This is a genomic window from Aeromonas sp. Marseille-Q5825 (assembly GCF_946892685.1).
GTDB classification, from domain to species: domain Bacteria; phylum Pseudomonadota; class Gammaproteobacteria; order Enterobacterales; family Aeromonadaceae; genus Aeromonas; species Aeromonas rivipollensis.
Window position 1 is genome coordinate 1 of sequence record NZ_CAMPOU010000007.1, and the last position, 19,019, is coordinate 19,019.

16 protein-coding genes, 1 tRNA gene and 1 pseudogene are annotated in these 19,019 nt (G+C 61.7%); 8 read left to right on the forward strand and 10 right to left on the reverse strand.

The genetic code is table 11. The features are described 5' to 3' along the window. The 7 genes and pseudogenes from OC537_RS18110 to pepA all read right to left on the reverse strand — a co-directional run. Positions 1-660, reverse strand: a pseudogene (locus OC537_RS18110) (IS3 family transposase); the annotation flags it as partial. 104 nt (positions 661-764) lie between these two features. Continuing rightward, a complete protein-coding gene (pbpG, locus tag OC537_RS18115; protein ID WP_106885045.1) occupies positions 765-1,592 on the reverse strand; it encodes a D-alanyl-D-alanine endopeptidase in 828 nt (275 codons plus the stop codon). A 137-nt stretch (positions 1,593-1,729) separates the two neighbouring features. Beyond that, entirely contained in the window at positions 1,730-2,395 is a 666-nt protein-coding gene (locus OC537_RS18120; RefSeq protein WP_234690196.1) for a DedA family protein, read from the reverse strand. 18 nt (positions 2,396-2,413) lie between these two features. Further along, on the reverse strand, positions 2,414-3,706 hold the full coding sequence (locus OC537_RS18125; RefSeq protein ID WP_262113371.1) for a hemolysin family protein: 1,293 nt from the start codon (positions 3,704-3,706) through the stop codon (positions 2,414-2,416). A 243-nt stretch (positions 3,707-3,949) separates the two neighbouring features. Then, positions 3,950-6,802: a valine--tRNA ligase gene (locus OC537_RS18130; protein WP_262113373.1), complete on the reverse strand. Its 2,853-nt coding sequence runs from the start codon at positions 6,800-6,802 to the stop codon at positions 3,950-3,952. Positions 6,803-6,867: 65 nt separating this feature from the next. Next, positions 6,868-7,323: a DNA polymerase III subunit chi gene (locus OC537_RS18135; protein ID WP_025325629.1), complete on the reverse strand. Its 456-nt coding sequence runs from the start codon at positions 7,321-7,323 to the stop codon at positions 6,868-6,870. A 249-nt stretch (positions 7,324-7,572) separates the two neighbouring features. Next, entirely contained in the window at positions 7,573-9,084 is a 1,512-nt protein-coding gene (gene pepA, locus OC537_RS18140) for a leucyl aminopeptidase (RefSeq protein ID WP_041206455.1), read from the reverse strand. Between the two features lie 172 nt (positions 9,085-9,256). On the opposite strand from pepA, the gene lptF reads away from it, so the two are divergent. Continuing rightward, positions 9,257-10,369 carry an LPS export ABC transporter permease LptF gene (lptF, locus tag OC537_RS18145; protein WP_163147984.1) on the forward strand — a complete coding sequence of 371 codons (1,113 nt, stop codon included), beginning with the start codon at positions 9,257-9,259 and terminating at the stop codon, positions 10,367-10,369. 135 nt (positions 10,370-10,504) lie between these two features. Beyond that, positions 10,505-11,575 (forward strand): LPS export ABC transporter permease LptG, encoded by a 1,071-nt coding sequence (gene lptG, locus OC537_RS18150; protein WP_106885041.1) that lies wholly within the window; start codon positions 10,505-10,507, stop codon positions 11,573-11,575. A gap of 384 nt (positions 11,576-11,959) precedes the next feature. Here lptG and OC537_RS18155 read toward each other — a convergent pair whose 3' ends face one another. Next, the gene (locus tag OC537_RS18155; protein WP_162520007.1) at positions 11,960-12,478 is read right to left on the reverse strand and encodes an RDD family protein; all 519 of its coding nucleotides are present in this window, start codon (positions 12,476-12,478) and stop codon (positions 11,960-11,962) included. Positions 12,479-12,620: 142 nt separating this feature from the next. Between OC537_RS18155 and OC537_RS18160 the strand changes: the two genes are divergently transcribed. After that, positions 12,621-12,705, forward strand: a tRNA-Leu gene (locus OC537_RS18160). Positions 12,706-12,769: 64 nt separating this feature from the next. Here OC537_RS18160 and OC537_RS18165 read toward each other — a convergent pair. Next, the gene (locus OC537_RS18165; RefSeq protein WP_262113381.1) at positions 12,770-13,138 is read right to left on the reverse strand and encodes a VOC family protein; all 369 of its coding nucleotides are present in this window, start codon (positions 13,136-13,138) and stop codon (positions 12,770-12,772) included. Positions 13,139-13,699: 561 nt separating this feature from the next. Here OC537_RS18165 and amt point away from each other — a divergent pair. From amt to OC537_RS18185, 4 genes are all read left to right on the forward strand, one after another. Continuing rightward, on the forward strand, positions 13,700-15,127 hold the full coding sequence (gene amt / locus OC537_RS18170) for an ammonium transporter (protein ID WP_262113383.1): 1,428 nt from the start codon (positions 13,700-13,702) through the stop codon (positions 15,125-15,127). A 234-nt stretch (positions 15,128-15,361) separates the two neighbouring features. Continuing rightward, positions 15,362-16,714: a 23S rRNA (uracil(1939)-C(5))-methyltransferase RlmD gene (rlmD, locus tag OC537_RS18175; RefSeq protein ID WP_262113385.1), complete on the forward strand. Its 1,353-nt coding sequence runs from the start codon at positions 15,362-15,364 to the stop codon at positions 16,712-16,714. A 121-nt stretch (positions 16,715-16,835) separates the two neighbouring features. Then, complete coding sequence (locus tag OC537_RS18180; RefSeq protein WP_262113788.1) at positions 16,836-17,345, forward strand: GNAT family N-acetyltransferase; 510 nt, start codon at positions 16,836-16,838, stop codon at positions 17,343-17,345. A gap of 82 nt (positions 17,346-17,427) precedes the next feature. Next, complete coding sequence (locus OC537_RS18185; protein ID WP_234690142.1) at positions 17,428-17,568, forward strand: fructose-bisphosphate aldolase; 141 nt, start codon at positions 17,428-17,430, stop codon at positions 17,566-17,568. Here the strand turns inward: OC537_RS18185 and tppF are convergent. Further along, a complete protein-coding gene (gene tppF / locus OC537_RS18190; RefSeq protein WP_262113790.1) occupies positions 17,562-18,179 on the reverse strand; it encodes a type IVa pilus pseudopilin TppF in 618 nt (205 codons plus the stop codon). The genes OC537_RS18185 and tppF overlap by 7 nt on opposite strands. Before the next feature lie 40 nt (positions 18,180-18,219). Here tppF and OC537_RS18195 point away from each other — a divergent pair, with 40 nt between their 5' ends. After that, complete coding sequence (locus tag OC537_RS18195; RefSeq protein WP_262113388.1) at positions 18,220-19,011, forward strand: TatD family hydrolase; 792 nt, start codon at positions 18,220-18,222, stop codon at positions 19,009-19,011. Positions 19,012-19,019: the final 8 nt, after the last annotated feature.

The following is a 19,019-nucleotide window of genomic DNA, read 5'->3' on the forward strand; positions in this document are numbered from 1 at the left end:
ACGCCCGCCTGGGCTGCACCAGCAGGCGGTGCTCGGCCAATATCTGAAACAGCCTGTCCCGCCCGACCTTGAGCCCGCCATCATCCTGACCCTGCAGCAGATAATGCAGCTTGCGGGTGCCCACCCGCGGCTGGCGTAACCGTACCTGACGCACGTAACGTACCACCTGCAGCCCCTGTGCATGGCGCACGTCTGCAACCCGATTGCGCTTGTAGTAAGCCTGACGGCTTATCCCCAGAAACCGGCAAGCCCTGACGATGGTCAGCCTCTCGACTTGCCGCTGCGAGAGGACTTGCCGGGTCGCTTTTTTACGATGGAGACGCCGTAGTCATTCTTCAGCACATCGACGACGGCCTCAAAGAACTGGGCCTTCTGGCTCATCAGCGCCAGCTGCTGCTCGAGTTCCTTGATGCGCTGTTCGGGCGTCTGGTTGTCGGGGTCAGGCATGGTGATACTCCTGCCGGCGCGCACAGAAGCCCCCTGGCTCCAATCCTGCCGACCATGTTTACGCAACCATACCAGAACGGTGGAGTTGCCCTGAATGCCGTATCGGGCTTGTGCCTGCTGGCAGGTGAGCTCGCCTTTTTCAATCTGCTCGACCAGCGCCAGTTTAAAAGTCAGCGAGTAATCGCGCTGTGTCCGTTTCACACCTTGTCCCATCGGATTCTCCATTGATTGGGGGGAAAGGTGTAAACCATATTCAGGACGGGACACGGGCAACAAAAAAGGATGCCGAGGCATCCTTTTTTACTTGAATCGTTCACTCAGCTCTTCAGCCATTTGCGAATGCGGTTGGCATCGCCGATCGGGGTACGTTTGCCCACAGAGTTGAGCAGCACTATGGCGAGCTCCTGACGGTCCGGTTTGGCGCGCATCAGCAGGCAGCGACCCGCCTCGTCGGTGTAGCCGGTCTTGGAGAGGCGCACGTCCCAGTCCGGGTTCTTCACCAGGGGATTGGTGTTGTTGAACATCAGGCTGTAGGCCGGCGTGCTGAAGCGCATCTCCTTGTTGGTGTCCTGGGTGAACTGGCGGATCAGCGGCTGGCGATAGGCGGCTGTGATGAGCTTGGCGAGATCCCGGGCGGTGGAGACGTTGCGAGTCGACAGACCGGTGGAGTCGTAGAATCGGCTGTTGCGCATGCCGAGTTGCCTGGCCTTGTTGTTCATGGCGCGAATGAAGGCCGAGCGGCCACCCGGGTAGTGGCGGGCGAGGGCAGAGGCCATGCGATTCTCGGAGGACATCAGCGCCAGGTGCAGGGCGTCGCGACGGCTCACCTTGGTACCGAAACGAACCCGGGAGTAGGTGTGCTTGATGTTATCCCTGTCGTTCTGATCTATGGTCAGGGTCTGATTGAGGTTCTGGCGGGCATCCAGCACCACCAGTGCCGTCATCAGCTTGGTGAGGGAGGCGATGGGGCGCACCTGGGCAGGGTTCTTCTGATAGAGGGTCTTGCCCGTGTTGATGTCCATGACCAGGGCACTGCCCGACTTGATTTGCAGTTTGGCCGGGTTGGGCGCCGCCAGGGCTGCCTGCGATCCGAGCAGTCCTATCAATCCACATACCAGCGCGATTGCGCGAATCCGACACCCCATACAACCGACTCCATCCACAGCGAAAAAAGGCGCTAGATTCACTCATTTTTGCCCTCGCTTTACAAGAGCGGGAGGGAGGAATTCGTCACTATTTTCCATAAAAAAGGGCCGCCTGCCGGCGACCCCTGTGATTTCTCTCAATCCCTGGAGATATGGACCTTGCGTCTGCTCAGCCAGCGCCAGATCAGCGCTATCAAGCCGCCCACCAGCAGCACCAGCGGCAGGCAGAGGATGATGCTGAGGAACTGGGACTCATACTGCGCGGCCAGCTTGGTGTGGCTCAGGTAGTAACCCAGCCCGACCAGGGGGCAGATCCACATGATGGAGCTGATGAGGTTCACCACCAGGAAGCGACCCTGGGGTATCTCGTTGGCGCCGACGATGTAGGGATAGGCGGTGCGCACGAAGGCGATGTAGCGGGCGGTGATCAGGGTGATGATGCCGTACTTGTTGAGCAGGTAGTGCACCTTCTCCTTGTGCTTCTCATCCAGGTGGGACATCAGCCTGTGGTACATCTGGGTGTGGCCGAGGAAGCGCCCCTGCATGTAGCCGAGCCAGGTGCCGACGAAGGTCGCCAGGATCAGCAGCGGGACGACAGCGAGCGGCAGTACCCCCTGATAGATGAGCACGCCGGTCAGGATCAGCAGGGTGTCACCGGGCAGGAAGGCGGTCGGGATGAAGCCATTTTCCAACACCAGGAAGGTCAGCAGGACTATGTAGACCATGAAGACCATGTTGGGGTCGGACAGGGTCGCCAGATCCTGATTAATGAAGGCGTGAGCCAGGTGGTAAAACTGCTCCATACATGCAAACTCCGCAGGTTAGCTGGGTTGGTCGGTCAAAGGCATGGCAAGCACCTTGTCGATGCGCAGGCCGTCCATATCCACGATTTCCAGTTGCCACTGTTCCAGGGTGACCAGGTCTCCGGTCTGGGGAAGGCGGCCAAGGAGCAGCATGATAAGCCCTCCGAGGGTGTGATAGTGATGTTTTTCTTCTTCCGGCAGGCGAACCAGTTCCAGACAGTCCTTCAATTCCGGCAGCGGGATCAGGCCGTCGAGCAGCCAGCTGCCATCGGCACGCTGGAAGGCCCAGTTGTCCTCTCCGTCTTCCTGCTGGAAGTCGCCCGCCAGCGTCTCCAGCAGATCCTGCTGGGTGACCAGCCCCTGCAGCTCGCCGTATTCATCCACCACCAGCACCATGTGCTCGGCGTGGGCGCGGAAGTGGTTGAGCAGCTCCAGGCCGTTGAGGGTCTCCGGCAGCAGGCTGCCATCCTGGGTGAGGGCCGCCAGATCGATGGGCTCCCCCTTGATGTAGGCGTGCAGCACCTTGCTGACGTTGAGTATGCCCACCAGATCAGAGAGGCTGCCGTCGCAGACCGGGAAGAAGCTGTGGCGATACTCAACCAGGCGCTGCAGGTTGGTCTCCAGCGGCAGGGAGAGATCCAGGTAGCGGATGTCGCTGCGGGGCACCATCAGGGAGGAGAGGCTGCGTTCGTCGAGGCGGAACACATTGCGCAGCATGGTGTGTTCGTGGTCTTCGATCACGCCGGCTTCGGAGCCCTCCACCAGCATGGCGTGGATCTCCTCCTGGGTGACGTTGTTGCTGTTGTTCTGATCGACCCGCAGCAGGCGCAGGCTGGCGTGGGTGGAGGCGGACAGCAGCCAGACGAAGGGGCGGGTCAGAGTCGCCAGCCAGAGCATGGGGCGGGCCACCAGGCAGGCGATGCGTTCGGCACTGAGCTGACCGAGGCGCTTGGGCACCAGTTCCCCCACGACGATGGAGAGGTAGGTCACCAGTACCACGACAATCACGGTGGCGAGCAAGCTGCTGCTCTTGGGAGACAGCCCCCACTCCTGCAACCACTGCGCGAAGGGCTGGGCCAGCAGGGACTCACCGTAGATGCCGTTGAGCAGGCCTATGCTGGTGATGCCGATCTGGACGGCGGAGAGGAAATGGGTCGGATTCTCCCCCAGCTTGAGGGCGATGGCGGCAGAGCTGCTCCCCTCGCTGGCCATCTTGCTGAGACGGGCCTTGCGTGCGGTGACGATGGCGATTTCCGACATGGCGAAGACGCCATTGAGCAAAATCAATCCAAGCAGGATCAATATTTCCATACTGCAGCAGCACTCCCGGTAGAAAAGATCGCTGGCAGTGTAATGAATTTGCGGGCGATGCGCTTGTGAAAGGAGGTGATTTGGCCCGTGAATTTTTCAATTCCATCCATGACAAGAGGGCATCAGCCCTGAACGGACTCGTCGTCAGATTGGCAGCGGGACTATATATGCGGGCTTGTCATCCGGGGGCGGAAAATGAAAAGCCCCCGATAGACGGGGGCTTTTTGGACTGGCGATGGGCACTTAGAGCGCCGCGATCTCGGCCTGCTGGGCTTCCAGCTTGGTCAGCTGGAGACGGTAATCTTCCAGCTTCTCGCGCTCCTTGGCGATGACGGCGTCCGGCGCCTTGGCCACGAAGGCCTCGTTGCCGAGCTTGCCTTCGATACGGCCGCACTCACCGACCAGACGGGCAACCTCTTTGGCCAGACGGGCCAGTTCGGCCTCCTTGTCGATGAGACCCGCCATCGGGATCATCAGCTCGGTGGCACCGATCAGCTTCTTCACCGACAGGGGGGCGACTTCACCGTCCGCCAGCACGCGGATGGACTCCAGACGGGCCAGGGACTTGAGGAAGGCCTCGTTGTCACCGGCGCGCTGGCTATCCTTGCCATCGCACTTGAGCAGCACGTTGAGGGCGACGCTCGGCGCCACGTTCATCTCGGCGCGGATGTTGCGGATGCCGACGATGAACTCCTTCACCCACTCCTGATCCGCCATGGCGGCATCGTCTACCTTGGCGGCATCGAATTCCGGGAAGGCCTGCAGCATTATGGTGTCGGCGTTGACACCGGCCAGCGGGGCCACCGACTTCCAGATGGTCTCGGTGATGAAGGGGATGATGGGGTGCGCCAGACGCAGCAGGGTCTCCAGCACTGTGACGAGGGTGTGACGGGTGGCGCGCTGCTCGGCCTCTGAGCCCTTGCCCAGCACCGGCTTGGTCAGCTCCAGATACCAGTCGCAGAACTGGTTCCAGATAAATTCGTACAAGACGCCGGCCGCGATATCGAAGCGGTAGGTATCGAGCGCGGTACGGAAGTCACGGATGGCCACCTGCAGCTGGGACTGGATCCAGCGATCCGCCAGGCTGAACTGCATCTCGCCACCGTGCAGACCGCAATCCTGATCTTCGGTGTTCATCAGCACGTAGCGGGAGGCGTTCCACAGCTTGTTGCAGAAGTTGTTGTAGCCGTCCAGGCGCTTCATGTCCCAGTTGATGTCGCGACCTGTGCTGGCCAGCGCCGCCAGGGTGAAGCGCAGGGCGTCGGTGCCGTGGGCCTCTATCCCTTCCGGGAACTGCTTGGCGGTGCGCTTGCCGATCTTCTCGGCCATCTGCGGCTGCATCATGTTGCCGGTGCGCTTCTCCAGCAGATCTTCCAGGGAGATGCCGTCGATCATGTCGAGGGGATCCAGCACGTTGCCCTTGGACTTGGACATCTTCTGGCCTTCTTCGTCACGGATCAGGCCGGTGATGTAGACGGTCTTGAACGGGACCTGCGGCTGGCCGTTTTCGTCCTTGATGAAGTGCATGGTCATCATGATCATCCGGGCAATCCAGAAGAAGATGATGTCGAAGCCGCTCATCAGCACGTCGGTCGGGTGGAAGGTCTTGAGCGCCTCTGTGTTGTTCGGCCAGCCCAGGGTGGAGAAGGTCCACAGGGCGGAGCTGAACCAGGTGTCGAGCACGTCTTCGTCCTGACGCAGTGTGGTCACGGACGGGATGCTGTGCTTGGCTCGCACTTCTGCCTCGTCACGGCCCACGTAGACATTGCCGGCGTCGTCATACCAGGCCGGGATGCGGTGACCCCACCACAGCTGACGGGAGACGCACCAGTCCTGAATGTCGCGCATCCAGGAGAAGTACATGTTCTCGTACTGCTTGGGCACGAACTGGATGCGGCCATCTTCCACCGCCTCGATGGCGGTCTTGGCCATGGGTGCCACGCGCACGTACCACTGGTCGGTCAGCATGGGCTCGATGGGCACGCCGCCGCGATCGCCGTAGGGCTGTTGCAGCACGTGATCCTTGATTTCGGCCAGGAGGCCCAGCTCGTCCAGCCTGGCGACGATGGCCTTGCGGGCGGTGAAGCGCTCCATGCCGGCGAACTCGCTCGGCAGGGCGGCGTCATAGGCGGTGCTGGGGTTGCCGTTGGTGTCGACCACTTCGGCCTCGGCACGCACATGGGCGTCCAGGGTGAAGATGTTGATCATCGGCAGGTTGTGGCGCTTGCCCACTTCGTTGTCGTTGAAGTCGTGGGCCGGGGTGATCTTCACGCAGCCGGTGCCCTTCTCCATGTCGGCGTGTTCGTCGGCGACTATGGGGATCAGACGGTTCACCAGCGGCAGCAGTATGTGCTGGCCGATCAGCGCCTTGTAGCGCGGGTCTTCCGGGTTCACTGCGACCGCGGTGTCACCCAGCATGGTTTCCGGACGGGTGGTGGCGACGATCAGGTGATCCTGGCCCTCGGCGGTCTTGGCGCCGTTGGCCAGCGGGTAGCGCAGGTGCCACATGTGGCCCTTGATCTCGCGGTTTTCCACTTCCAGATCGGAGATGGCGGTGTTGAGCTTGGGATCCCAGTTCACCAGACGCTTGCCGCGGTACATCAGGCCATCTTCGTAGAGACGCACGAAGACTTCCTGCACGGCCGCCGAGAGGCCCTCATCCATGGTGAAGCGCTCGCGCTCCCAGTCCACGGAGTCGCCGAGGCGGCGCATCTGGCGGGTGATGGTGCCGCCGGACTCTTCCTTCCACTGCCAGATCTTGTCGATGAAGGCATCACGGCCGTAGTCGTGACGGGTCTTGCCCTCTTCGGCGGCGATCTTGCGCTCAACCACCATCTGGGTGGCGATACCGGCGTGGTCTGTGCCCGCCTGCCACAGGGTGTTCTTGCCCTGCATGCGGTTGTAACGGATCAGGGTGTCCATCAGGGTCTGCTGGAAGGCGTGACCCATGTGCAGGCTGCCGGTGACGTTCGGCGGCGGGATCATGATGCAGAAGGAGTCTTTGCTGGTGTCGCCGTGGGGCTTGAAGTAACCCTGGGCTTCCCAGTGCTGATAGAGCGCCTGTTCGATGGCGTTGTGATTAAAAGTCTTTTCCATGGTCTCGCCGTATTCTGGATGGATGGAGTCTGGTGTTGAGTCGTCGTGGATCGAGGGTGGCGCAGTCAGGGCTGCGCCGGATCCGGTGCGGCAAGGACGGGCTGATCCCTCATTTCGAGGGTGTGGCCCGCCTGGCGATAGTGCTTGTAGCGCTCGCGGGCTTGCTGCTTCTGCGTTTCGTCAGTGGGGACAAAATCTACCACTTGAGCGAAGTGTCCTGCAAACAAAGGTGTCTGCTCGGCCAGGTTGATGAGGCGGGCATAGCGCCGTTTCGGCGGCTGATGGCCTATCTCCACCGGGGCCTGGCCGCTCTCCCCCTGCAACTGGTGCGGCACGAAACGATCCGGTGGCAGTTGCCACAAGAGTTCGTCCAGGCGCAGGGCCTGGGCCTCGTCGTTGCAAAACAGATAGAGGTGGCCGGCACTCCAGCCATCAGCCGCCAGCTGGCAGGCGAGGCGTTCGACCGCAGACGCCTGCGCGTCGTCCGGCTCACTCATCAGGTAAAAGGTCACTTGGCTCATCAGGTTGGTCCCGTTTGGCTGTGACGGACAGCGATTGGCCGTCTGCGGGGAGCCGTGCCTGGCACGATCTTCCCGGATTCTCTCAATGAAACAAGGAAGAGGCAGGCCTCTTCCTTGTGGTACCACTCCCCTGATGCGGGCATCCGAAGAGAGGGGTTACTCCTTGTCTTCGACATCCGCCACGCCGGCTCGATTGAGCAGGAAAATGCTGGCTCGGCAGGGGCAACCGACTGTCGGGCAAGGATGGTTTTACTCTTTATCCTCAACGTCTGCCACGCCAGCTCGATTGAGCAGGAACTGGGTCAGCAGGGGCACGGGGCGACCGGTGGAGCCTTTATCCTTGCCGCTCTTCCAGGCGGTCCCTGCGATGTCCAGGTGGGCCCAGTTGTACTTCTTGGTGAAGCGCGACAGGAAGGCGGCGGCCGTGATGGTGCCGGCCGGACGGCCGCCTATGTTGGCCATGTCGGCGAACGGGCTTTCCAGCTGTTCCTGATACTCGTCGAACAGCGGCAGGCGCCAGGCGCGATCGCCGGCCTGCTCGGAGGCGTTGAGCAGCTCGTGGGCCAGTGGGTTGTGGTTCGCCAGCAGACCCGAGGTGTGGTGACCCAGGGCTATGATGCAAGCGCCGGTCAGGGTCGCCACGTCGATCACGGTTTCGGGATCATAGCGATCCACATAGGTGAGGGCATCGCACAGCACCAGGCGACCTTCCGCGTCGGTATTGAGCACCTCGACGGTCTGGCCGGACATGGTGGTGAGGATGTCACCCGGGCGATAGGCGTTGCCGCCCGGCATGTTCTCGCAGCCCGCCAGCACGCCGATGACGTTGATGGGCAGCTGCAACTGGGCCAGGGCGTGCATGGTGCCGAGTACGGAGGCGGCGCCACCCATGTCGTACTTCATCTCGTCCATGCCGTCTGCCGGCTTGATGGAGATGCCGCCGGAGTCGAAGGTCAGCCCCTTGCCCACCAGCACTATGGGCTTGGCATCGGCGTTGCCCTTGTACTCTATGATGGCCATCATGGCTTCGTTCTCGGAGCCGCGGGCCACCGCCAGGTAGGAGTTCATGCCGAGTTCGGCCATCTCCTGCTCGCCTATCACCTTGGTGGTGATGTTGTCATAGGCATCCGCCAGACGGCGGGCCTGGGAGGCGAGGTAGGCCGGATTGCAGACGTTGGGCGGCATGTTCGCCACGTCGCGGCAGATGCGCACCCCTTTGGCCACGGCCAGGCCGTGGGTGATGGCGCGCTCGCCTATGGTCAGTTCCCGACGCGTCGGCACGTTGAATACCAGCTTGCGCAACGGGCGGCGCGGCTCGGCCTTGTTGGTCTTGAACTGATCGAAGCTGTAGAGGCCCGCCTTGGTGGTTTCCACCGCCTGGCGCACCTTCCAGTAGGTATCTCGGCCCTTGACGTGCAGCTCGGTCAGGAAGCAGACGGCTTCCATGGACCCGGTCTCGTTCAGGGTGGTGATGGTCTTGTTGATGATCTGCTTGTACTGGCGTTCGTCGAGTTCCCGCTCCTTGCCGCAACCGACCAGCAGTACGCGCTCGCTGAGCACGCCCGGTACTTGATGCAGCAACAGCATCTGGCCTGGTTTGCCTTCCAGATCGCCGCGGCGCAGCAGCGAGCTGAGGTAGCCGTCGCTGATCTTGTCCAGCTGTTCGGCAACCGGAGAGAGGCGGCGAGGCTCAAAAACGCCGACCACGACGCAGGCGCTGCGTTGCTTCTCAGGACTGCCACTCTTTACACTGAACTCCATGGAATCTCCTACATCCTAAAGACAAAAGGCACCATTTATTGAATAATGCGGTGCTTGTTGGGGTATCAGAGGCGGAGCGAACAGCCACAGGCTCCGCAGTTCAAACTGGTAAAAATCCAATATAGGGCCCTATTTTTCAGGCATTCGACTAAAAACACAAGTTTACTTGGGAATGACTGTGATCGTTTTCCGATATTTGTTCAGGGAGACCCTGAAAACCCAGCTAGCGGTGCTGTTCGTACTGCTGCTTATCTTCGTCAGCCAGCAATTTATCCAGATCATTGGCGACGCCGCCGATGGCGAGGTGCCGACGCGCCTGGTTTCCACCCTGCTGCTGCTCAACCTGCCGAATATGGCCCTGTTGATGCTGCCTATCAGTCTGTTTTTAGCCATTCTGTTTGCTCACGGTCGTTTGTATGCGGAAAGCGAGATGACGGTGATGCATGCGGTGGGCTTCAGCCACCGCTTCGTGATGGGCAGCGCCATGCTGCTGGCCCTGCTGACGGCCGCCGTGGCGGCCTTCAACACCGGCTGGATTGCTCCCCAGGCCAAGGAGCGCGAGTACCAGGTGATCGACGAGTTCAAGGCCGATCCGGGTATCTCCTTCCTGCAGGCCGGTCGTTTCATGGAGCTCGACAAGGGGCGCCTGGTGGCCTACATCCAGGATCTGAACGACAAGGGCTCCGAGCTGCAGAAGATCTTCGTGCTGCAGCGCGCCGAAGGGGGCTCTCCCCCTTCAGTGGTGGTGGCCAACGAGGGACAGGTGACGGCCGACAGCAACGGCTTGCAGTGGCTGACCCTGAAGGATGGCTCCCGCTACGAGGGCCAGTTCACCGGCAAGCAGTTCCAGGTCTCCGAGTTCAGCGAATACAGCCTGGTGATCCGTCAGCAGGAGATGGAGCGATCCAATCGCAAGGCGGCGGCCAAGCCGACCCTGGAGTTGCTCGGCACCCAGAGCAACCAGCTGATGGCCGAGTTGCAGTGGCGCCTGTCGCTGCCCTTCTCCATCCTGGTGCTCACCTTCCTGGTGGTGCCGCTGGCCCGGGTCAACCCCCGCCAGGGGCGTTATGCCAAGCTGCTGCCGGCCATACTGCTCTATCTCTCCTATTTCCTGCTGCTCAGTGCCGCTCGTTCGGCCATCGACAGCGGGCGTCTGCCCCACTGGCCCGGCATGTTCCTGGTGCCGCTGATTTATCTGCTGCTGATCGGGGTGCCGCTCAACCTGCAGGGCACCAGCTGGTGGAACGGGGTCAAGGGCCACTTTTTCAAAGGCAAGTCAGCATGATGCTGCAACATAGGAGTTTCTGCTGATGTTCGGCATTCTCGATAGACATGACAGTCGGGTCATTTTTGATGCCGTTCTGGTGCACCGCATTGCAGGAGAAATCAGCATGAAGCTACAAGATAGGGGTCTCGGCTGATGTTCGGCATTCTCGATAGATACATCGGTCGGGTCATCTTCATGTCGATCCTGCTGTGTGAACTGACCCTGGTCGGGCTGGCGGCGCTCATCAAGTATGTGGAGCAGCTCAGGGCCGTGGGGGAAGGCAACTACGACATGCTCAATGCCCTCTACTTCGTGCTGCTCTCCATGCCCAAGGAGGCGGTGCTCTTCTTCCCCCTGGCGGCCTTGCTGGGGGGCCTCATTGGCCTCGGCCAGCTGGCGACCAGCTCGGAGCTGGTGGTGATGCAGGCATCGGGCCGCTCCAAGATCAGCATCGTCATGGCGGCGCTCAAGACGGCTATTCCCCTGATGCTGCTGGTAGGCCTGATGGGCGAATACGTGGCCCCGGCCGCCAAGCGGATGGCGGATGACATCAAGGCGGGCGCCATGTCGGAAGGGCGGCTGACCGTCTCGGCCTACGGGGTCTGGGCGCGGGATGGCAACAACTTCGTCAACATCAACGGGGTGCGCAACGACGGCGCCCTGACCGGCATCACCCTGTATCGTTTCACCCCGTCTCGCAACCTGATCGACGTGGTCCAGGCGCAGGAGGGGGTGTTCGAGCAGCATCACTGGCTGCTCAAGCAGGTGCACATCACCCGTTTCGACGATCCCAAGCAGATCCTTGACGAGAAACATGCCGAGATGGCGTGGCAGTCCGAGCTGACCCCCAAACAGCTGGGGGTGGTGAGCATAGACCCCGAGAACCTGCCCATCTCGGGGCTGCGGGACTACATCGGCTATCTGGATGCCAACAAGCAGGATGCCGGGCGCTACAAGCTGGAGATGTGGCGCAAGCTGCTGTCACCGCTCTCCGTGGTGGCCATGATTTTGCTCGCCTCTTCCTTCATCTTCGGCCCGCTGCGCTCGGTGAGCATGGGGGCCCGGATGCTGATGGGGATCATGACCGGCTTCGCCGTCTATGTGAGCGACCGGGTATTCGGCCCCGTCAGCCTGGTGTATGCGGTGCCACCCATCCTTGCGGCCATAGCCCCCAGCCTGCTGTTTGGCGGCATCTCCTTCTACATCCTAAGCCGCAAGCAGTAGCAAGAGAATGAGAAGTGCGGCGGTGCCAGCCCTATGCTGGCGGCCATAGCCCCCAACCTGCTGTTTGGCGGCATCTCCTTCTACATCCTGAGTCGCAAGCAGTAGAGAGAGAAGGAGAAGTGCGGCGGTGCCAACCCTATGCTGGCGGCCATAGCCCCCAGCCTGCTGTTTGGCGGCATCTCCTTCTATATCCTGAGCCGCAAGCAGTAGCGAGAGAATGAGAAGTGCGGCGGTGCCCCCCATCCTTGCGGCCATAGCCCCCAGCCTGCTGTTTGGCGGCATCTCCTTCTACATCCTGAGCCGCAAGCAGTAGCGGCCTGTATTGGCCAACAAGAAGGGCACCCAGTGGGTGCCCTTCTTGTTTCTCATCTCGTACTCACTGGGTCACTTGTTCAGCTGCTCCAGGTTCTCCTGCTTGCTCAGCACCACCACTTCACACTCGGCCCAGATGTCCTGGAAGGCGCGGGGCCGCTCGCGATTGAACACGCACATCAGGTTGCCGAGGCCGAAGGCCGAGGTCGCGAGCCGGATCAGGGCCTGGGTGATGCGAATGTTGCTACCGTCCAGATTCTGGATGCGCAGGCGCCAGGCACGCATGCCTATGGTCTGGCCGGCACGGGTCCAGAACCAGGTGTAGAAGCCGCAGATCACCAGGGCGAGCCAGGCGCTGTAGAGGGGGCTGGTCAGCAGCCAGGCCGCATCCTTGCCCTCGGGGACTGTTGCCATCCCGGTGGCCAGCAGCAGGTAGGCTACCCCCATGCCGATGAAGCCGGCGATGATCAGCAAGGCGATGACCACCAGGTAGTCATAGAGCAGGGCACCCAGGCGCCGCAGCAGGCCGGCCGAAGGGTGCTGGTGCTGGGGGGGAGGCTGGAGAGAGGAGGGGGTCTTGCGCTTGGCCATGATGATTATTCCATTAATATGATGCGGGCATTCTATGTAACTGGCCGAACATCGGCAAGGCGTTGAATAATTGAGCAAACGGTGGCCGCGCAAGAAAAACACCTTGCATGCCAAAACGCCATTCGTATAATCCCTCGCAGTTGCCCGGGTGGCGAAATCGGTAGACGCAGCGGATTCAAAATCCGCCGTTGCAAGACGTGTCGGTTCGAGTCCGACCCCGGGCACCATCAGATTCCATGACAAAAGGCCATCCTCGCGGATGGCCTTTTGTTTTTCTGCGCTCGCGGCCCTTCAGTCGATATTTTGTGCGATGTGCCACAGCACGCCGGAGGGGTCGTACAGGCAGAACTCCTTCATGCGCCAGGGCTGGGTGGCGATCTCGGTCACCCTGACGCCGTAGCGACTGACGACCTGGCTCGCTTCCACCTGGGCCCGCCAGGCGGCCAGGTCCTCCACCAGGATATGCATCATGAAGTGCTCGGCCAGCGCCTCGTGGTAATGGTCTTGCAGCAGGAAGCTCACCTCCCCGAAATGGAAGTAGGCCACCCCGTCGCCGTCGGAGGCCAGGGTGAACCCGAGATCCTGATAGAACTGCCTGGAGAGGCTGAAGTCGCGGGCAGGCACGAATGCCTTGATTTCGGTCACGGTGAGATTGGGCATGGGTTCCTCGTTCGGGTGACAGGGCAAACCTGGTTGCGCCAGTATGGCCCGGAAGATCGGGCGCAGGCCAGATCAGGCGCTGCATCCCCCTCTGTGATCCCCTCCTTCCCCTCGGATGGGTGAGCTCCCCCCCTCTGTCATCATTTGATTATTTAATGCAAACGCATCTTTCATTTGTTCAATAAATGATCTCGAGGGCAAAACGGGTCAGCCGGGCCCCCATTGCCCCGGGATCCCCCCCGTTTGGCATGCCCAGGTGCCATCTTGGTGCAGTTGCCCGGCGCTGCACAGCCGAAGTGCGCCCCCCTTACTGATAGTGGGCAGGATGCGCCAATATGGTGCATGAAATCGTGAGATTAAAGTCAATCCATTGAAAGTAAAGGATTATATTTTTTGGCCTGCTTTATGCTTTAGATAAGCCAGGTCGCCATGAAGAGCCCGCCGAGTCATGCCCGAGGGGGTGGGCAAGCTGGATGTGACGATGCGTGCAAGTGGCCAAGTTTGACATTCATATCAGGAAATGGACCCGGCCGGGCGCCGGGACGACAAGGAGAGGGCTGTATGTTCAATAGACTCGTAATGACTGGCCTGCTGGCGCTGAGCGCCACCATGGCTGCCCCTGGTTGGGCTGAAGAAGTGGCCGCGCAGGCCGAGGTGGTGCAGGCTGCCGCGACCGTGACCATCAACAAGGGGGACAACACCTGGCTGATGCTGGCGTCCGCCCTGGTGATCCTGATGTCCATCCCGGGGTTGGCCCTGTTCTACGGTGGCCTGGTGCGCGCCAAGAACATGCTGAGCGTGCTGATGCAGGTGTTCACCCTGTTCTGCCTGATCACAGTGCTCTGGGTCATCTACGGCTATTCGCTGACCTTCACCGAGGGCGGGGCCTTCTACGGTTCCTTCGACAAGCTGCTGCTGGTCGGGGTGACGCCTGAATCGATCGCCGCCACCTTCAGCAAGGGGGTGGGGATCAGCGAGTTCATCTATGTGGTGTTCCAGGGGGCCTTTGCCGCCATCACCTGCGGGCTCATCGTCGGTGCCTTCGCCGAGCGGATGAAGTTCTCTGCCGTGCTGCTGTTCGCCGTGATCTGGTTCACCTTCGCCTACATTCCGATGGCGCACATGGTGTGGTACTGGGCCGGTCCGGATGCCTACACGGATGCCGCCGCCGCCGAGGCGGCCGGTGCCACCGCAGGCTATCTGTTCCAGCACGGCGCCCTCGATTTCGCCGGCGGCACTGTGGTGCACATCAACGCGGCGGTCGCCGGTCTGGTCGGTGCCTTCATGGTCGGCAAGCGGGTTGGCTACGGTCGTGATCCCATGGCCCCCCACAGCCTGACCATGACCATGATAGGGGCCGCCCTGCTCTGGTTCGGCTGGTTCGGCTTCAACGCCGGCTCCGCGCTGGAAGCCAACGGCACGGCCGCCCTGGCCTTCCTCAACACCTGGCTGGCGCCGGCGGGTGCCGCGCTCTCCTGGACCTTGGCCGAATGGGTGATGAAGGGTCGTCCTTCCCTGCTGGGTGCCGTGTCCGGTGCGGTAGCTGGTCTGGTGGCCATCACTCCCGCCGCCGGTTTCGTCGGTGTCGGTGGTGCCCTCATCATAGGTCTGCTGAGCGGTGTGGCCGGTCTGTGGGGCGTGCATGGCCTCAAGCGCCTGCTGGGGGCCGATGACAGCCTGGACGTGTTCGGCCTGCACGGAGTGTGCGGCATCCTGGGGGCCGTGCTGACCGGGGTGTTCGCCAGCCCGGATCTGGGTGGCACCGGGGTGTGGGACTATGTGACCAATCAGGTGGCCGAGGGCTACTCCATCCTGACCCAGGTGAAGATCCAGGTCATAGGTGTGCTGGTGACGGTGGCATGGACTGCCCTGGTCTCCGCCGTGGCCTACAAGCTGGTGGATCTGCTGATTGGCCTGCGGGTCAAGGAAGATGCCGAGCGGGAAGGGCTGGATGTCACCAGCCATGGGGAGAAAGCCTACAGCCTGTGATCCCCTCAGGCTACCGTTGACCACCTGCCGCCGGCCTTGTCCGGCGGTTTTTTTATGGCGACCCATGAGGCGCCGCCTATCCAGAGTTCCCTGATCCTGCCCGTTGTTATTTCCTTCAAGGGATGTTTTATGCCTGCAATTTGGCCGGATCTCCGCTAAACTCTGCCACCCTTTATTTGGGGTAGCCGGGTCAGCCCTGCTTCCACCCTTTCTTCTATGCCTTCGGAGCCGCTCATGCCGTTAGTGGGACACCAACATCAGATCGATATTCAGGAACTGACCGACAAGGGGGATGGCAAGGGTCGCCTGTTCGATCGCCCCCTGTTTGTCGAGGGTCTGCTGCCCGGTGAGCAGGCGCTGGTCGAGTTGACCGAGGTCAAGCCGAACTATCTGCACGGCAAGCTGGTCGAGCTGACCCAGCCGTCCGCCGACAGGGTTCCCGATTTCTGCCCCAACACAGAGTGCGGCGGCTGCCAGGTGCGCCCGCTGGCCTATCCGGCCCAGCTCAAGCTGAAACAATCCCTGGTGCAGAGCGCGCTGGAGCAGGTCGGCCTGGGTGAGACCCAGGTCAACCGCATCCTCGGCATGGACAGCCCGTTCGCCTACCGCAACAAGGCGCAGTACGCCGTGCGTGGCAGCGAGGCCGGCGCCGAAATAGGCTTCTACCGCAAGCACTCCCACGATCTCATCACCGCCGACGACTGCGCGGTGCAGGACTCCCTGCATGTGGAGCTCAATGCCCGGGTGCGTGGCTGGATGCGCGCGCACGACATCGCCGCCTATGACGAGGTGGCCCACACCGGCTGCGTGCGCAACCTGATGACCCGCAAGGGCTTCAAGAGCGGCGAGCTGATGGTGGTGCTGGTGACCCTGGGCGAGGCGCTGCCCTTCGAGGCCGAACTGCTGGCGGCCCTGAGCGATCTGCCCATCACCACGCTGGTGCAGAACATCAATGACGAGCGCACCAACCGCATCCTGGGAACGAGCAACCGCGTGCTACTGGGGGAAGGGGTGATCCGCGACAAGATCCACGAGCTCGCGTTCGAGATCTCGCCCCTCTCCTTCTTCCAGAACAACCCGAGCCAGACCGATGTGCTCTACTCCAAGGCGCTGGAATACAGCGAGCTGACCGGCAACGAGACTGTGTTCGACATCTATTGCGGCATCGGCACCATCTCCCTGTTCCTGGCTGGCAAGGCCGCCAAGGTGGTGGGCATCGAGTCGGTGGAGAGCGCCATCAACGATGCCCGCCGCAACGCCGCCCTGAACGGCATAGAGCACACCGAATTCCACGTGGGCAAGGCCGAGCAATTGATGCCCGAGCTGCACGCCCAGGGCGTGACCGCCGATGTGGTGGTGCTGGATCCGCCCCGCAAGGGCTGTGACAAGGCGGTGCTGCAGACCCTGGTCGCCATGGCACCGCGCCGCCTGGTCTATGTCTCCTGCAACCCCCAGACCCTGGCCCGGGATCTCGCCTGGCTGGTCAAGCAGGGCTTCGTGCTGGACGAGGTGCAGCCAGTGGACATGTTCCCGCACTCCATGCACGTGGAAGCCGTTGCCCGCCTGAGCCTGCCAGCGAAAGACTGAGCAGGCTGCTGCGCCATGAGGGCATGGCATTAGCCAGATGGCTCTGATAAAACGACTCCCGTTGGAGTCGTTTTTTTATGGCCGTGGACCGGCATGACAACCAGGCAGGGAGAGCAGGGTGATGATTCGTTTGGCGGACGTGGAGGATGCGGCGGCGCTGGATCACTTCTTTGGACAACTGGATCGGGAGACCCGCTTCATGCTCTATGAGGCGGGGGAGCGCCCCTCAAATATCGAGGGGCAGCGCCAGCGCCTGGCCGCCATGCAGGGGACGGCCAACCAGCGAATGTGGCTGCTGGTGCTGGCCGGAGAGGTGCAGGGGTTTGCCGTGCTCATCGGAGGCGGCCTGGCGCGCAACCGCCACTGCGCCCTGGTGGTGATGGGATTGCGGTCGAGTGCGCGCGGCCAGGGCTGGGGCGAGCGGCTGCTGCGTACCCTGATCGCGAGCGCGCCGGATTGCGGCATCAGCAGACTGGAGCTGGGGGTGATGGCCCATAACGAGGTGGCTCATTCACTTTATCGCAAGTGCGGTTTCCGGGATGAGGGGCTGCGGCGGCAGGCGTATCGGATGGACGAGGGCTATGTCGACGAGATCAGCATGGGGCTGCTGTTGCCGTTCATGGCCCCATGACGCCGCTGGGCCCGTGAGGCTGGTCCGGCGCGCGCGATTGAGGCAGGCTGTATCGGGAGAATAATAGAGACGGGGAGGGCCCATGAAGGGGATGTTGCTGCGTTGGCTGGCTCGCTACGATGCCTGGTGTCAGGAGTGGGGCCTGGTGCCCGAGAACCGGCGCTGCTGCGCGCCGGTGCGACATGATGAGGACGTCAGACAGGGGCGAGGCTGGCCTCACTGAAAATTGCGCGTCACGGCCCCGTTAACGCTGTTGTACTCAAATCCCAACCCGTCCGGATAAGCGGGGAAGCGGCCGATGGAGTCGCGCAGGGTATAGCTGCAGTTGCTGTGTTCTAGGCCTCCAGCCTCTGTTTGATCGTATGCAGGGATGAGTTGCGAAATATAATCTGGTTCGGCACCTGTTTTATCTTCATCCGCCACTGTTTGTTCTGTATCGAGTAGTCCGGTGAAGAGAAGCTCGCAGTCTGCTCTGCTGTTGACAGATATTTCATTGCTTTTTCCGCCAGGGAAAATGGTGTCAATCCCCATACCTGGTCGATTTTCATCGGTCCCTACTGGCCAGCCATAGTGGTTGATGTCGAGATCCTGCCTGCCCATGCCGCTAAAGTTATAGAGTGCCAGCGGCTCCCCCTTCACCTTGACCGCCCAGCCCGCATGGGCGAGTTGCACGGCGCTGGCAAAACTGCCCGCGGTCGCCGAGACGCTGCTCTTGAGCGCATCGTCCTGGATGTTGATGAAGCGGGGCAGGGCGGTGACAGCCAGTATGGCCAGCACCACGATGACCAGCACCAGTTCTAGCAGGGTAAAGCCGTGGGAAAGGTGTTTTGGCATGGAATCAACCCATTGAGTACGACGAACAGGTAAGCGCGATATGGAACTGATAGACACCCACTGCCACCTCGATTTTCCGGTCTTCGATACCGATCGGGAGGCATTGCTGGCCCAGTGGCGCCAGCTGGGGGTGGGCGAGTATATCATCCCCGCCGTGGGAGAGGAAAACTGGGGACGGGTGATGGCGTTGGCCGAGCGTCATCATGACATTCGTTATGGTCTGGGGGTGCATCCCTGGTATGTGGGGGTCCAGACGGAGGGGGCGCTGGCAAGGCTGGAGGCCCTGCTGGCGGGCAAGCCCCGGGGGCTGGTGGCCATCGGCGAATGCGGGCTGGACTTGCGCACCCAGGTGCCCCAGGAGGGGCAGCTTGAGCTGTTCGAGGCGCAAGTGAGGTTGGCCATGGCCCATGATCTGCCTCTCATAGTCCACTCGGTGCGGGCCAACGACACTGTCGCCAAGATCCTGCGGCGCTTCAAACCGGAGAGGGGGGGCGTGATCCACGCCTTCAGCGGCTCCCTGCATCAGGCCGAGGCGTTCTGGCAGCTGGGTTTCAGGCTGGGGATCGGAGGGGTCATCAGCTATGAGCGGGCCAACAAGACCCGGGAGGCGATCCGTGCCATGCCGCTGGAGGCCCTGCTGCTGGAAACCGACGCCCCCGACATGCCGCTGCAGGGGCGCCAGGGGGAGATCAATACCCCGGCCAGCCTGCCGACCATAGCCCGGCTGTTGGCGCAATTACGGCAGCAGCCGCTGGCGGATGTTATTTCGGTGTTACATGAATCCACTCTGCGGCTTTTCCCGCGGTCGACCACAAATTTAACAGCCGATTAACGCCCGAT

Excerpts from the sequence above, each read along its gene's own strand:
- pepA (WP_041206455.1), bottom strand. The coding sequence starts at position 9,084 with ATGGAGTTCAGTGTAAAGAGTGGCAGTCCTGAGAAGCAACGCAGCGCC.
- OC537_RS18195 (WP_262113388.1), top strand. The coding sequence starts at position 18,220 with ATGGAACTGATAGACACCCACTGCCACCTCGATTTTCCGGTCTTCGAT.
- OC537_RS18130 (WP_262113373.1), bottom strand. The coding sequence starts at position 6,802 with ATGGAAAAGACTTTTAATCACAACGCCATCGAACAGGCGCTCTATCAG.
- lptF (WP_163147984.1), top strand. The coding sequence starts at position 9,257 with ATGACTGTGATCGTTTTCCGATATTTGTTCAGGGAGACCCTGAAAACC.
- OC537_RS18120 (WP_234690196.1), bottom strand. The coding sequence starts at position 2,395 with ATGGAGCAGTTTTACCACCTGGCTCACGCCTTCATTAATCAGGATCTG.
- OC537_RS18185 (WP_234690142.1), top strand. The coding sequence starts at position 17,428 with ATGAAGGGGATGTTGCTGCGTTGGCTGGCTCGCTACGATGCCTGGTGT.
- OC537_RS18155 (WP_162520007.1), bottom strand. The coding sequence starts at position 12,478 with ATGGCCAAGCGCAAGACCCCCTCCTCTCTCCAGCCTCCCCCCCAGCAC.
- amt (WP_262113383.1), top strand. The coding sequence starts at position 13,700 with ATGTTCAATAGACTCGTAATGACTGGCCTGCTGGCGCTGAGCGCCACC.
- OC537_RS18165 (WP_262113381.1), bottom strand. The coding sequence starts at position 13,138 with ATGCCCAATCTCACCGTGACCGAAATCAAGGCATTCGTGCCTGCCCGC.
- OC537_RS18180 (WP_262113788.1), top strand. The coding sequence starts at position 16,836 with ATGATTCGTTTGGCGGACGTGGAGGATGCGGCGGCGCTGGATCACTTC.
- tppF (WP_262113790.1), bottom strand. The coding sequence starts at position 18,179 with ATGCCAAAACACCTTTCCCACGGCTTTACCCTGCTAGAACTGGTGCTG.
- OC537_RS18135 (WP_025325629.1), bottom strand. The coding sequence starts at position 7,323 with ATGAGCCAAGTGACCTTTTACCTGATGAGTGAGCCGGACGACGCGCAG.
- OC537_RS18125 (WP_262113371.1), bottom strand. The coding sequence starts at position 3,706 with ATGGAAATATTGATCCTGCTTGGATTGATTTTGCTCAATGGCGTCTTC.
- rlmD (WP_262113385.1), top strand. The coding sequence starts at position 15,362 with ATGCCGTTAGTGGGACACCAACATCAGATCGATATTCAGGAACTGACC.
- lptG (WP_106885041.1), top strand. The coding sequence starts at position 10,505 with ATGTTCGGCATTCTCGATAGATACATCGGTCGGGTCATCTTCATGTCG.
- pbpG (WP_106885045.1), bottom strand. The coding sequence starts at position 1,592 with ATGGGGTGTCGGATTCGCGCAATCGCGCTGGTATGTGGATTGATAGGA.